Below are 12,243 nucleotides of genomic sequence, written 5' to 3'. Positions count from 1 at the left end.
AGTCACCATCAATGCTGAATGGCATACCGCATTCGCGAGCAGGCTCGCTCCCACAGTGGATCTATGGCGATGCCAAGCCTATGCACAAACAAAAACGCCCGACCTTGGCAGGCCGGGCATTTTTTTGGAGCCCTGAAGAATCAGGACTGACTGGTTGGCGTCGATGGAGCTGGCGCGGCAGTCGGGGTCACAGCAGGGGTCGGCGCGGTAGCGGAGTTCGATGCGCTGACCGGAGCGGCCGGGGTTGCCGGTTTGGCGGCTGCCACTGCCGGTTTTGGTGCGGCGGCTTTTGGAGCGGCCGGCTTTTTCACTGCTGGCTTCTTCGCGGCGGCAGGTTTTACTGCAGGTTTCGCGGCTGCGGTTTTTGCTGCTGCAGGCTTGGCAGCAGGTTTCGCTGCCGGTTTAGCCGCGGCTTTTGCTGCTACCGGTTTGGCTGCAGTCTTGGCAGCAGGTTTTGCAGCAGCCGTTTTGGCAGCGGGTTTAGCCGCCGCTTTGGCCAGTGGCTTGGCTGCGGATTTGGCGGCCGGTTTGGCAGCGGGTTTGGCTGCCGCGGTTTTCGCCGCAACAGGCGCAACCTTGGCCCCGGTCAGTTTTTCGATTTGCTTGGTGAGGGTATCGACCTTGCTATGCAGTGCCTTGACCTCATTGCGGCTCGGCACGCCCAGGCGCGAAATGGCGCTGTTCAGACGCTTGTCGAAAGCCCCTTCCAGCTCATCCCACTTGCCCAGCGCTTTGTCTTTCACGCCGCTGATGCGCGACTTGGCCGAAGAGGCAGAGCCCTTGGCGCTGTCCTTGGCAGTGTCGACTTTCTTGCCAATCGCCTTCTCGGCCTTCTCGCCGTCTTTAACCAATGCATCGAAGATTTTGCTGCCGTCAGTGTCGATCTTCGAGTACACGCCTAAACCAGCCAGCCAGATCTTGCGGGAGTAGTCTTCGACTTTCCCGATCCACGAGCTGCCTTCTTTTTCGGTGTTCTTTTTAACAGCCATCCCGTTCTCCTTAAGATTTACGCGCGACGCGTTCGAGCAATGCCGTCAGCTCATCGAGCTTGACAGAGAGTGTCTCCACGTCATGTTTAGACGGAATGCCGATACGATTCAAGGCACTTGCAACGCGCGAGTCAAAAGCCTTCTCGACCTTGTCGAGCTGAACTTCAACCTTGCCCTTGAATGTACTCACTTCGTTCTTGGCTTCATCGATCTCGGCATTGGCCGCTTCGAGCCTCTCGGCAACTACTTTTTTTCCTTTCGTTTCAACAGTTTGACCAGCCTTGATCAACTCTTGAAAGTACTCGCTGCCCTCTTGGCCAACCTTGGCGTAGGCACCCAGGCCTGCCAGCCAGATCTTGCGGGCATACGATTTGACGTCGCCCAGAGCGGTAGTCGAAGCGTCGATTTTTTTCTTCAAAATAACTTTGGCCATGGTGCACCTCACGCGCAGAAGGTTTGAGGAACTGCCCGCGAAAGTGTCGGGCTCCGGCACAAAGTAGGGAGAAAAATTAGAAACGGCACCCTAACAACTGACATAAAACTTTGGGCACACCACAAACAAATGTGGGAGCCAGCCTGCTGGCGATAGCGATTTATCCATCAACACCCATGTTGACTGATGCACCGCCATCGCCAGCAGGCTGGCTCCCACAGGGGATGTGGTTCGACTCGGAAATCAGACGAGCGCTTTATCCAGCGCCTTTTCGATTTCCGATTTGATCATGCCGCTCATGGCCGACATCATCAGGCCCAACTCCACATCGACTCTGATCGAGTCTTCGCTTACAGACACAGCACCTTTCACACCCGGGCGCGTGAGGTTCAGGGTATCGCCGGACCATTGCGGCGCCAGGCCATACTGGTCGGAGAGTTTCTGCGCCAGCTTGTCCGCCTTCTCGCGCGCCGCTTCCTTACCCAGGCCGTGGGCACGCTCAACACTAATACGGGCCATCGAATGACTCCTGTTCTATGAATACTGATTCGGTGGATCCTGACCGCTGCTGCGGCAAAACGTCCCGAGGTTGACCCATCTTACCTTCAGCCTTGCCAAGACAAAGCATCCCATGGGGATTAGAATGTCGCGCATTCTCTTTTGGTGACAGCGATATGACTGATCAGCGCAAAGGCAACGATGCCGAACCCACCACTCACTTCGGCTTCAAAAACGTTCCGGAAAGCCAGAAAGCGGAAAAAGTCGCTGAAGTTTTCCATTCGGTAGCGGCCAAGTACGACCTGATGAACGACCTCCTGTCGGGCGGCATGCACCGTCTGTGGAAGCGTTTCGCGATCGAACTGTCGGGCGTGCGCACCGGCAACCGCGTGCTGGACATCGCCGGCGGCACCGGCGACCTGACCCGCAAATTCTCGCATCTTGTTGGTCCGACCGGTCAGGTCGTACTGGCCGACATCAACGAATCCATGCTAAAGGTCGGTCGTGACCGCCTGCTGGACCTCGGTGTGGCCGGCAACGTCGAGTTCGTCCAGGCCGACGCGGAAAAGCTGCCATTCCCGGACAACCACTTCGACTGCGTGACCATCGCCTTCGGCCTGCGCAACGTGACGCATAAAGAGGACGCCCTGCGTTCGATGCTGCGTGTACTCAAGCCCGGCGGCCGCCTGCTGGTGCTGGAGTTCTCCAAGCCGACCAACGCGCTGATGTCCAAGGCCTACGACGCCTACTCGTTCGCCTTCATGCCGCTGATGGGCAAGCTGATCACCAATGATTCGGAAAGCTATCGCTACCTGGCCGAATCGATCCGCATGCACCCGAACCAGGAAACCCTGAAGTCGATGATGGTCGAGGCCGGTTTCGACCGCGTGACCTATCACAACATGACCGCAGGCATCGTCGCCTTGCACCGCGGCATCAAACCCTGATGCTGCTCGCCGGCCTGCTCGCCAGCGTTGAACTCGGTCTGAACCGGGTGCTGCGACTCGACAGCACGGCGCTGCCGCGGCTCGCGCATTTGAGCGGCAAAGTGATTGCCGTCGATTGCCGCAGCCCGGCGCTGCAATTGTTCATCCTGCCCAGCGATGAAGGCCTGATGCTCGCCTCCCAGTGGGAAACCGGCGCCGATTGCACCTTGCGTGCACCGGCCTCCAGCCTGTTGAAACTGGCGATGAGCAAGGACAAGACTGCGGTGCTGCATGCACCCGAAGTCGAGCTCGATGGCGACAGCGGTGTGCTGTTGGAACTGGCGGCTATCCTGCAGGACCTCGAACTGGACTGGGAGTATGAACTCTCACGCTGGCTCGGCCCCGTCGCCACACAATTGGTCGGCGGCCACCTGCGCAGCCGCGCCCGCTGGTATCAACAAGGATTTGCCAGCCTCAACCAGAACCTCGCCGAATACCTGGCCGAAGAGTCGCGCACCCTTGTGGGGCAGCGCGAAGCTGAAGCCCGATTCAGTGAACTGGACCGGATCAAACTCGATCTGGAACGACTTGAGGCGCGTTTCGAGCGCCTTTCCCGATCCCTCGACCCAAGCGATAACGCATGAAGCTGCTTGCCGTCCGCCGTCTGTTGCGCATCCAGCGCGTCGTGATCCGCTACCGCCTCGATGACCTGCTGTTCGCCCTGCCGCTGCCCTGGTTTTTGCTGGTGCTGCGTTATGCCTTGCCGTGGCGCTGGTTCCCGCGCAAGACCCTGGACCTGAGCCGTGGCGCCCGATTGCGCCTGGCGCTCCAGGACCTGGGGCCGATATTCATCAAGTTCGGGCAGATTCTGTCCACCCGTCGCGATCTGCTGCCCGAAGACATCGCCGATGAATTGATGATGTTGCAGGACCGGGTGCCGCCGTTCGACTCGCAAGTGTCGGTCAAGCTGATCGAAGAGCAGCTCGGCAAAAAGATCAGCGAGGTGTTCAGCCGCTTCGACGTTGAACCGCTGGCCTCGGCCTCGGTGGCGCAGGTGCATGCCGCGCAACTGAAAACCGGTGAAGAAGTGGTGGTCAAGGTGATCCGCCCGGGCCTCAAACCGGTGATCGCCCAAGATCTGGCGTGGCTGTTCATCCTGGCCCGCGCCGCCGAAAAAGTTTCGGCCGATGCGCGCCTGCTGCACCCGGTGGACGTGGTCAGCGACTATGAAAAAACCATCTATGACGAACTCGACCTGCTGCGTGAGGCGGCCAACGCCAGCCAGCTGAAACGTAACTTCGAGGGTTCGCCGCTACTGTACGTGCCGCAAATCTACTGGGACTGGTGCCGGCCGAAAGTGCTGGTGATGGAGCGCATCTACGGAATTCAGGTCACCGACCTGGCCACCCTGGCCGACCAGCGAACTGACATGAAAATGCTCGCCGAGCGCGGCGTGGAAATCTTCTTCACCCAGGTGTTCCGCGACAGCTTCTTCCATGCCGACATGCACCCCGGCAACATTTTCGTCAGCACCGTGCAGCCGTGGAGCCCGCAATACATCGCGATCGACTGCGGCATCGTCGGCAGCCTGACCCCGGAAGACCAGGATTATCTGGCCCGCAACCTGTTCGCGTTCTTCAAGCGTGATTACCGTCGTGTCGCGCAATTGCACATCGATTCGGGATGGGTACCGGCGGAAACCAAACTCAACGAATTCGAAGCGGCGATCCGTACGGTGTGCGAACCGATCTTCGAAAAACCGTTAAAAGATATTTCCTTCGGTCAGGTGTTGATGCGCCTGTTCCAGACGGCCCGGCGCTTCAACATGGAAGTGCAGCCGCAGCTTGTTCTTTTGCAGAAAACCCTGTTGAACATCGAAGGCCTCGGCCGCCAGCTGTACCCGGACCTCGACCTGTGGAACACCGCGCAACCGTTCCTCGAGCGCTGGATGCGCGAGCGCGTCAGTCCCAAGGCCTTGTTTGGCAACGTTCAGGGCCAGATCGAGCAGATCCCGCACCTGGCCAACATGACCCGCGACTTGCTCGAACGCCTGTCCCAGCCCCACGCCAGCGACCCGTCGCCACCCTGGCACCGACGCCGCGACGACTGGTTCCTGCGGTTACTCGGCACCGCCCATCTGGCCGGCGGCGCGATCCTGGCAGCAGGCGGGCCGTTGAACGACCTGGCCTACTGGCCGGCGGGCATCATGATGGCCGTCGGCTTGTATCTGGTCGTTCGTCGATAGCATGAATCAGCTGCAAGTTATAAGCTGCAAGCTTCAAGCGGCGCCCGTCGCATTCATGTTTGACTTAGGCCTGTAGATCGCACATTGCACATTACGAAAAACCTAAGCGAACTGGCTTTTACTTGCAGCTTGAAGCTTGAAGCTTGGAGCTACTTCAGGAACTGAAGATGAAAAACTGGCTGGACGAGATCAAGTGGGACGCCGATGGCCTGGTACCGGCAATTGCCCAGGATCACAAGACCGGGCGCGTCCTCATGATGGCCTGGATGAACCGCGAAGCGCTGGAACTGACCGCTGCCGAGAACCGTGCGATCTACTGGTCACGCTCTCGTGGCAAACTGTGGCGCAAGGGCGAAGAGTCCGGCCATGTGCAGACCCTGCACGAGATGCGCCTGGACTGTGACGCTGACGTCATCATTTTGATGGTCGAGCAGATCGGCGACATCGCCTGCCATACCGGCCGTCAGAGCTGCTTCTACCGCGTCTACGAAAACGGCGACTGGACAACCGTCGACCCGGTCCTCAAAGATCCGCATGCCATTTACTCCGCAGGACACAAACATGAGTGACACACTGACCCGTCTGGCCCAGGTGCTGGAAGAGCGCAAAGGCGCCGCCGCCGACAGCTCGTATGTCGCCAGCCTGTACCACAAGGGCTTGAACAAGATTCTGGAAAAAGTCGGCGAAGAGTCGGTCGAAACCATCATTGCCGCCAAGGATGCCGCCGTCAGCGGCGACTGCAGCGATGTGATCTACGAAACCGCCGATTTGTGGTTCCACAGCATGGTCATGCTCGCCCAATTGGGGCAGCATCCACAGGCTGTACTCGATGAACTGGACCGTCGCTTCGGTCTGTCCGGACACGCTGAGAAAGCCTCGCGTCCGTCCGCCTGAATAACTATTAGAGAGGAGCAGCAATATGGGCATTTTTGACTGGAAACACTGGGTCGTCATCCTGGTTGTTGTCGTGCTGGTATTCGGTACCAAAAAGCTGAAAAACCTCGGAACCGACGTTGGCGAATCGATCAAGGGCTTCCGCAAGGCCATGAACGACGACGAAAAACCGGCCGATCCGACCGCGACTCCAGCCCAACCGGTTCCGCCTGTTCAGCCACAAGCCACACAGTCGGTAAACCAGCCGCACACCATCGACGTGCAGGCACAGAAAGTCGAAGAGCCGATCCGCAAAGACGTGTGAGCACTGACTAATGTTTGGTATCAGCTTCTCTGAACTGCTGCTCGTCGGCCTGGTTGCCCTGCTGGTGCTGGGTCCCGAACGCCTGCCGGGCGCTGCGCGCACCGCCGGCCTGTGGGTCGGGCGCCTGAAGCGCAGCTTCAATGCGATCAAACAGGAAGTTGAACGTGAAATCGGTGCCGACGAAATTCGCCGGCAACTGCACAACGAACACATTCTGTCTCTGGAGCAGGAGGCGCGGAAGATTTTCACGCCGACCCAGCAGGAGCCGACTCCGGTCGAGCCTGTGGCGACGCCGACGATTCATGCGCCTGCCGCCACCGAGTCAGCACCGGTTACAGCGAGCGTGGAACCCGCGCCCGTTGTTGCAGCGCCCTCGACTGAACCTGTTGCTCCAGCCGCTGCGCCTGTCGCGCCGGCCCCTCAAGACCCAACATTGCCGCCGCGAGCCCCATGAGCGATCTTCCTGAAAACGACCAGCACATGCCGCTGGTTTCGCACCTCACCGAGTTGCGCACCCGCCTGCTGCGCTGCGTAGCGGCGGTGTTCATCATCTTCGCCGGGTTGTTCGCCTTCACCCAGCAGATTTACACCTTCGTCTCCACGCCTCTGCGCCAGTACCTGCCAGAAGGCGCAACGATGATCGCCACCGACGTGTCGTCGCCGTTCCTGACGCCACTGAAGCTGACGATGATGGTGTCGCTGTTCCTGGCGATCCCGGTGATCCTGCACCAGATCTGGGGTTTTATCGCGCCGGGCTTGTACAAGCATGAGAAACGCATCGCCGTGCCCTTGCTGGTTTCGAGCATCGTGCTGTTCTACGCCGGCATGGCCTTCGCCTATTTCCTGGTGTTCCCGCTGATCTTCAAGTTCTTCGCTGCCGCCACCCCGGCTGGCGTGGAAATGATGACCGACATCACCAGCTACCTCGACTTCGTCATGACGCTGTTCTTCGCTTTCGGCGTGGCGTTCGAAATCCCGGTGGCCGTGGTGCTGCTGGTATGGATCGGCGTGGTCGACGTCAAATACCTGAAGAAAATCCGCCCGTACGTGATCATCGGCTGCTTCGTGGTCGGCATGATCCTGACACCACCGGACATCTTTTCGCAGACGCTGCTGGCCGTACCGATGTGGCTGTTGTTCGAAATCGGCATCCTGTTTGGCGGCTTGATCAGCAAGCGCGGCGAACATCCGGATGACCAGCCGGCTGACGATCACAACGACCAGCCGCCAGCGACCCAAGCGTGAACCTGCTGCTCCTCGAAGAGGCCGATTTCATTGCGGCTGACCGTGTGGTGCTGCGCGATCGCCGGTTGACCCACATGCAGGAAGTCCATCGCTGTGAAGTCGGCGACAGCATGCGCGTCGGGCGGATCGGCGGCCTGATGGGCTCGGCCGAAGTGCTGCGCCTGGACGCCGCTGAAGCGGAATTGCGCGTCACTCTTGATCAGCCACCACCGGCCAAGCTGCCATTGACCCTGATTCTGGCCCTGCCACGGCCCAAAATGCTGCGTAGGGTGTTTCAGACCGTGGCGGCCATGGGTGTGCCGCGCATCGTGCTGGTGAACAGCTATCGCGTCGAGAAGAGCTTCTGGCAAACCCCGTTCCTGGAACCGGAAGCCATTCGCGAGCAGTTGATCCTCGGCCTCGAGCAGGCCCGGGACAGCGTGTTGCCGGAGGTCATCATCGAAAAGCGCTTCAAGCCTTTCGTCGAAGACCGTCTGCCGGCGATCAGCGAAAGCACCCTAGGCCTGGTTGGTCATCCCGGCAACTACCCGCCCTGCCCCCGCGCGCTGACTGAACCGGTGACCCTGGCCATCGGCCCGGAAGGCGGATGGATTCCTTACGAAATCGATTTGCTCGGCAAGTCCGGCCTGCAACCGGTTCAGCTCGGCGAGCGCATCCTGCGTGTCGAAACCGCCGTTACCGCACTGCTGGCACGCCTCTTCTAACCTCCAGCACTGCCCCCCCTGTGGGAGCGAGCCTGCTCGCGAAAGCGGTGTTTCAGCCACTGACATGTCGGCTGACACTCCCTCTTCGCGAGCAAACCCGCTTCCACAGGTCATCATTCGCACCCGCCCGTCCATCGGGTGCCGCCTACAGAACCCCACTCCCCTGCCGATATACCCCCCATAAAACCAATAGATGGTCCGAGGGAGTTGCAGCATGTACCAATGGCTGGCCGAGAAACTAGGGAATGTAAGCGTCAATCGCAAACTGGGCGTCGGCTTTGGCCTGGTGCTGCTGCTGACACTGCTGATCACCGTCACCGGCTGGACCGGCCTGAGCGATGTGACCAGCCGCGGCGACAAGCTGGGGTTCATTTCCGATATCAACGGATTGACCAAAGATTTGCGCATCGCCCGCCTGGACTACGAAATGCGTCGCGGCGAGCAAGGCCCCGGCATCGTCAACGACTTGCTGGCCAAGATCGACACCAGCCTGCAAGCCGCTCGCCAGATGATCGAGCAGCCCGCCGACGTCGCCATGATCGACCAACAACTGGCCGCCCTCAGCCAGTACAAACAAGCCTTCGGCGCCATGACCCAGGCCGGCGCCAACCGTGAAGACGCCCGCAGCAAACTCGGCGCCACTGCCGACAATGCCGTGGCCAAGGTCGCCGAAGTCGAAAAATCCATGTTGCAGGGCGACAGCGTCGCGCAGTTCAACAGCGTGATCGACCTGAGCAAACTGATCCAGCAAGCACGCTTCCAGGTTCGTGGCTATACCTACAGCGGCAAATCCGAGGCCGAGCAGCCCGCGCTGGATGCCATCGACAATGCCCTGAAATACCTCGAAAGCCTGCCGTCGAAACTGCCGGAACAACACATCGCCAACCTTCAGCAAGCAACTGACTCGCTCAAGGCCTACCGCGCGGCCGTCAGCCAGTACCGGGACTCCCAGGTCGCCGCAGCCGAAGCGCTCAAACGCATGGCTGCCCAAGGTGAAATCCTCCTCGATGTCAGCAAGAAACTCACCGCCTCACAAACCCTCGTACGTGATACCGACGTGGCGCACGCCAAGAATATGCTGCTACTGGCCACCGTCCTGGCCTTGATTTTCGGTCTGTTCGCCGCCTGGGCCATCACGCGCCAGATCGTGATTCCGCTGAATCAAACCCTCAAGGTGGCGGAACGCATCGCCGCCGGCGATCTGACTCACAACCTGACCTCCAAACGTCAGGACGAATTGGGCCAGCTGCAACGCGCCATCCAGAGCATGACCCAAGGCCTTCGCGAACTGATCGGCGGCATTAGCGACGGTGTCACGCAAATCGCCAGCGCCGCCGAAGAGCTGTCGGCGGTCACTGAACAGACCAGTGCCGGGGTCAACAGCCAGAAGGTCGAGACTGACCAGGTGGCCACCGCCATGAACGAAATGACCGCCACCGTGCAGGAAGTCGCGCGCAACGCCGAGGAAGCCTCCGAAGCCGCCGTCGCCGCCGACCAGCAGGCCCGCGAAGGCGACAAGGTGGTCGGCGAAGCCATCGCCCAGATCGAACGCCTGGCCCTGGAAGTCGGTAACTCCACCGAAGCCATGGGCGAGCTCAAGCGCGAGAGCGACAAGATCGGCAGCGTGCTCGACGTGATCAAGTCCGTGGCCCAGCAAACCAACCTGCTGGCGCTCAACGCCGCCATCGAAGCCGCCCGTGCCGGTGAAGCCGGACGCGGGTTTGCCGTGGTCGCCGACGAAGTCCGCAGCCTGGCCCAGCGCACCCAGAAGTCCACCGAAGAAATCGAAGAGCTGATCGTCGGCTTGCAAAACGGCACCCAGCAAGTGGCGACCATCATGGACAACAGCCGCAGCCTGACCGATAGCAGCGTCGAACTGACCCGCCGCGCCGGCGGCTCACTGGAGAGCATCACCCGCACAGTGTCGGCGATCCAGGCCATGAACCAACAGATCGCCGCCGCTGCCGAGCAACAAAGCGCCGTGGCCGAGGAGATCAACCGCAGCGTGCTGAATGTGCGCGATGTGTCGGATCAGACATCGGCGGCGAGTGAAGAGACAGCGGCGTCCAGTGTTGAGCTGGCGCGGTTGGGGACGCATTTGCAGATGCTGGTGGGCAAGTTCAGGGTTTGAGGTGAAGCGAGGGCCTCGGTTTGCTTGGGACCGAGGTGATGCCTTCGCGAGCAGGCTCGCTCCCACAGAATGCGCTAGATCCAATGTGGGGCGAGCCTGCTCGCGAAGGCGATTCGGCAGGCGCCGAGGTTAGAGAACCTGCCGCAAAAACGCCTGCGCCCGCGGGTCCTTCGGTGCATCGAAGAACTCCGCCGGCGAAGCATCTTCGAGCAACTTGCCGTGATCGAAGAACAACACCCGGTCCGCCACTTCCCGGGCAAAGCCCATTTCGTGGGTAACACAGACCATGGTCATGCCTTCCAGGGCCAGGTTTTTCATCACGTCCAACACTTCGCCAACCATTTCCGGGTCCAGCGCCGAGGTCGGTTCGTCGAACAGCATGACCTTCGGCTCCATGGCCAGTGCGCGGGCAATCGCCACGCGCTGTTGCTGGCCGCCGGACAGGCGCGACGGAAACTCGTTGGCCTTCTGCGCAATCCCGACTTTCTCCAGCAGCGCCAGGGCCTTGGCCTCGCGCTCTTTCTTGCCGCGCTTGCGCACGACCTTCTGGGCCAGGCACAGATTCTCCAGCACGGTCATGTGCGGAAACAGGTTGAAATGCTGGAACACCATGCCGACTTCGCGGCGATAGGCGTTCACATCGGTTTTCGGGTCGGCCAGTTGCAGGCCGTCGATGCTCACCGAGCCGGAGTCGAACGCTTCCAGGCCATTGAGGCAGCGCAGGAAAGTCGATTTGCCGGAACCGGACGGACCGATCACCACCAACACTTCGCCCTTGGCTACATGGGTGGACACGTTATCCACCGCGCGCACCACCTGGCCACGGGTGTCGAAGACTTTTACCAGATCGCGGACTTCAATCACTTTGCGCGAGCCTCCGCTCAAGCCGGCCGGCGATTTTCGACAGCGGCAGGTTGATCAACAAATACAGTCCGGCAACGCAGAACAGGATTTCGAACGGCGAGAACGACGTGGTGATGACTTCACGACCGCTTTTGAGCAGTTCGGTAATCGCGATCACCGACACCAGCGAGGTGTCTTTCACCAGACTGATGAATTGCCCGGCCAGCGGTGGCAGCACGCGTTTGAACGCTTGCGGCAGGACCACGTGACGCATCGACTGGCCAGCGCTCAAACCCAGGGAGCGCGCGGCTTCGTTCTGGCCACGGGCAATCGACTGCACCCCGGAGCGGATGATTTCCGCTACGTAAGCGCCGGTGAACAGTGACAGCGCGGCAATCCCGGCGAATTCCCGGGACAGGTTCATCACCGTACCGATGAAGAAATAGAAAATGAAGATCTGTACCAGCAGCGGCGTGCCGCGCACCAGTTCGACGTAAATGGTCGAGAGATCGCGCAGCGTCGGGTTGTTCGACAGCCGGCACAGGCCGGTGGCGAGGCCGATCAGCAGTCCGAGCACGCCAGACACCACGGACAGCCACAAGGTCGTCCAAAGCCCCCACATCAATGGCCCTGCGGCCCAGTGGCGGGTCACGCCGATCACATCGCCTTCGGCAACATCATCGCCCTGGGCGACTTGCAGGCTGTTTTCGTCAACGGTCAGGTGTTGCTCGTCACCCGCGTCGTTGCGCAAGGTGATTTCAGCCTTGTCGCCCTTGCGCACCAGTTCGCTGACGGTGGAGATGTCGGCGGCGCGCTGGGACTCTTCGGCGTGGTAGGCGAAGTACTGCGGCACACGGTTCCAGCGCCATTCGTAGGACATCAGCGAGGTGGCGTAATACAGCGCGCCGGCCAGGCCGATCAGCACCAGCACGGTCAATACGTGCCAGGGCCATTGGGCTTTTTTATGCTTCATTTACTCTGCAAATTCCGAATTTTGTGTCGCGAAGGAGGCCGTCTTCGCGAGCAGGCTC

15 protein-coding genes and 1 pseudogene are annotated in these 12,243 nt (G+C 60.4%); 11 read left to right on the top strand and 5 right to left on the bottom strand.

Going from position 1 to position 12,243, the window contains the following annotated elements; all coding sequences use genetic code 11:
• Nucleotides 1-140 precede the first annotated feature (140 nt).
• From ACW9HW_RS25355 to ACW9HW_RS25345, 3 genes are all read right to left on the bottom strand, one after another.
• Entirely contained in the window at nucleotides 141-989 is an 849-nt protein-coding gene (locus tag ACW9HW_RS25355) for a phasin family protein (protein WP_095192253.1), read from the bottom strand.
• Between the two features lie 10 nt (nucleotides 990-999).
• Nucleotides 1,000-1,422, bottom strand: coding sequence for a phasin family protein (locus ACW9HW_RS25350; protein ID WP_457402055.1), 423 nt, complete (start codon nucleotides 1,420-1,422; stop codon nucleotides 1,000-1,002).
• 243 nt (nucleotides 1,423-1,665) lie between these two features.
• Entirely contained in the window at nucleotides 1,666-1,941 is a 276-nt protein-coding gene (locus ACW9HW_RS25345; RefSeq protein WP_095192255.1) for a polyhydroxyalkanoic acid system family protein, read from the bottom strand.
• A gap of 155 nt (nucleotides 1,942-2,096) precedes the next feature.
• Here ACW9HW_RS25345 and ubiE point away from each other — a divergent pair, with 155 nt between their 5' ends.
• The 11 genes and pseudogenes from ubiE (at nucleotide 2,097) to ACW9HW_RS25290 (ending at nucleotide 10,369) form a co-directional block, all read left to right on the top strand.
• A complete protein-coding gene (gene ubiE / locus ACW9HW_RS25340; protein WP_033045331.1) occupies nucleotides 2,097-2,867 on the top strand; it encodes a bifunctional demethylmenaquinone methyltransferase/2-methoxy-6-polyprenyl-1,4-benzoquinol methylase UbiE in 771 nt (256 codons plus the stop codon).
• Complete coding sequence (locus ACW9HW_RS25335; RefSeq protein WP_095192256.1) at nucleotides 2,867-3,490, top strand: ubiquinone biosynthesis accessory factor UbiJ; 624 nt, start codon at nucleotides 2,867-2,869, stop codon at nucleotides 3,488-3,490. The genes ubiE and ACW9HW_RS25335 overlap by 1 nt, the downstream gene beginning before the upstream one ends.
• On the top strand, nucleotides 3,487-5,091 hold the full coding sequence (gene ubiB / locus ACW9HW_RS25330) for a ubiquinone biosynthesis regulatory protein kinase UbiB (RefSeq protein WP_457402054.1): 1,605 nt from the start codon (nucleotides 3,487-3,489) through the stop codon (nucleotides 5,089-5,091). The genes ACW9HW_RS25335 and ubiB overlap by 4 nt, the downstream gene beginning before the upstream one ends.
• A gap of 167 nt (nucleotides 5,092-5,258) precedes the next feature.
• A complete protein-coding gene (gene hisI, locus ACW9HW_RS25325) occupies nucleotides 5,259-5,660 on the top strand; it encodes a phosphoribosyl-AMP cyclohydrolase (RefSeq protein WP_007989281.1) in 402 nt (133 codons plus the stop codon).
• On the top strand, nucleotides 5,653-5,985 hold the full coding sequence (locus ACW9HW_RS25320) for a phosphoribosyl-ATP diphosphatase (RefSeq protein WP_046816939.1): 333 nt from the start codon (nucleotides 5,653-5,655) through the stop codon (nucleotides 5,983-5,985). The genes hisI and ACW9HW_RS25320 overlap by 8 nt, the downstream gene beginning before the upstream one ends.
• 25 nt (nucleotides 5,986-6,010) lie before the next feature.
• A complete protein-coding gene (locus tag ACW9HW_RS25315; protein WP_095192258.1) occupies nucleotides 6,011-6,289 on the top strand; it encodes a twin-arginine translocase TatA/TatE family subunit in 279 nt (92 codons plus the stop codon).
• 10 nt (nucleotides 6,290-6,299) lie between these two features.
• The gene (gene tatB, locus ACW9HW_RS25310) at nucleotides 6,300-6,743 is read left to right on the top strand and encodes a Sec-independent protein translocase protein TatB (RefSeq protein ID WP_095192259.1); all 444 of its coding nucleotides are present in this window, start codon (nucleotides 6,300-6,302) and stop codon (nucleotides 6,741-6,743) included.
• The gene (tatC, locus tag ACW9HW_RS25305) at nucleotides 6,740-7,534 is read left to right on the top strand and encodes a twin-arginine translocase subunit TatC (protein WP_095192260.1); all 795 of its coding nucleotides are present in this window, start codon (nucleotides 6,740-6,742) and stop codon (nucleotides 7,532-7,534) included. The genes tatB and tatC overlap by 4 nt, the downstream gene beginning before the upstream one ends.
• Nucleotides 7,531-8,238: a 16S rRNA (uracil(1498)-N(3))-methyltransferase gene (locus tag ACW9HW_RS25300; RefSeq protein WP_095192261.1), complete on the top strand. Its 708-nt coding sequence runs from the start codon at nucleotides 7,531-7,533 to the stop codon at nucleotides 8,236-8,238. The genes tatC and ACW9HW_RS25300 overlap by 4 nt, the downstream gene beginning before the upstream one ends.
• Nucleotides 8,239-8,431: 193 nt before the next feature.
• A pseudogene (locus tag ACW9HW_RS25295) lies at nucleotides 8,432-9,514 on the top strand (methyl-accepting chemotaxis protein); the annotation flags it as partial.
• Entirely contained in the window at nucleotides 9,506-10,369 is an 864-nt protein-coding gene (locus ACW9HW_RS25290; RefSeq protein WP_457402056.1) for a methyl-accepting chemotaxis protein, read from the top strand. The pseudogene ACW9HW_RS25295 and the gene ACW9HW_RS25290, both read left to right, overlap by 9 nt.
• Nucleotides 10,370-10,498: 129 nt before the next feature.
• Here the strand turns inward: ACW9HW_RS25290 and ACW9HW_RS25285 are convergent, their stop codons facing one another.
• Nucleotides 10,499-11,233 carry an amino acid ABC transporter ATP-binding protein gene (locus tag ACW9HW_RS25285; protein WP_095192263.1) on the bottom strand — a complete coding sequence of 245 codons (735 nt, stop codon included), beginning with the start codon at nucleotides 11,231-11,233 and terminating at the stop codon, nucleotides 10,499-10,501.
• Nucleotides 11,226-12,185: an amino acid ABC transporter permease gene (locus ACW9HW_RS25280; RefSeq protein WP_137804091.1), complete on the bottom strand. Its 960-nt coding sequence runs from the start codon at nucleotides 12,183-12,185 to the stop codon at nucleotides 11,226-11,228. Before ACW9HW_RS25280 ends, ACW9HW_RS25285 begins: the two co-directional genes overlap by 8 nt.
• Nucleotides 12,186-12,243 lie beyond the last annotated feature (58 nt).

Source organism: Pseudomonas sp. SDO5532_S415 (genome assembly GCF_054071155.1).
Note: the sequence above shows the minus strand (reverse complement) of the source record. Positions and strands in the feature narration are given on the sequence as shown.

Coding starts and splice junctions, on each gene's coding strand:
- tatB (WP_095192259.1), top strand. CDS start 6,300: ATGTTTGGTATCAGCTTCTCTGAACTGCTGCTCGTCGGCCTGGTTGCC.
- ubiE (WP_033045331.1), top strand. CDS start 2,097: ATGACTGATCAGCGCAAAGGCAACGATGCCGAACCCACCACTCACTTC.
- ACW9HW_RS25350 (WP_457402055.1), bottom strand. CDS start 1,422: ATGGCCAAAGTTATTTTGAAGAAAAAAATCGACGCTTCGACTACCGCT.
- ACW9HW_RS25315 (WP_095192258.1), top strand. CDS start 6,011: ATGGGCATTTTTGACTGGAAACACTGGGTCGTCATCCTGGTTGTTGTC.
- tatC (WP_095192260.1), top strand. CDS start 6,740: ATGAGCGATCTTCCTGAAAACGACCAGCACATGCCGCTGGTTTCGCAC.
- ACW9HW_RS25290 (WP_457402056.1), top strand. CDS start 9,506: ATGACCCAAGGCCTTCGCGAACTGATCGGCGGCATTAGCGACGGTGTC.
- hisI (WP_007989281.1), top strand. CDS start 5,259: ATGAAAAACTGGCTGGACGAGATCAAGTGGGACGCCGATGGCCTGGTA.
- ACW9HW_RS25345 (WP_095192255.1), bottom strand. CDS start 1,941: ATGGCCCGTATTAGTGTTGAGCGTGCCCACGGCCTGGGTAAGGAAGCG.
- ubiB (WP_457402054.1), top strand. CDS start 3,487: ATGAAGCTGCTTGCCGTCCGCCGTCTGTTGCGCATCCAGCGCGTCGTG.
- ACW9HW_RS25355 (WP_095192253.1), bottom strand. CDS start 989: ATGGCTGTTAAAAAGAACACCGAAAAAGAAGGCAGCTCGTGGATCGGG.
- ACW9HW_RS25320 (WP_046816939.1), top strand. CDS start 5,653: ATGAGTGACACACTGACCCGTCTGGCCCAGGTGCTGGAAGAGCGCAAA.
- ACW9HW_RS25335 (WP_095192256.1), top strand. CDS start 2,867: ATGCTGCTCGCCGGCCTGCTCGCCAGCGTTGAACTCGGTCTGAACCGG.
- ACW9HW_RS25280 (WP_137804091.1), bottom strand. CDS start 12,185: ATGAAGCATAAAAAAGCCCAATGGCCCTGGCACGTATTGACCGTGCTG.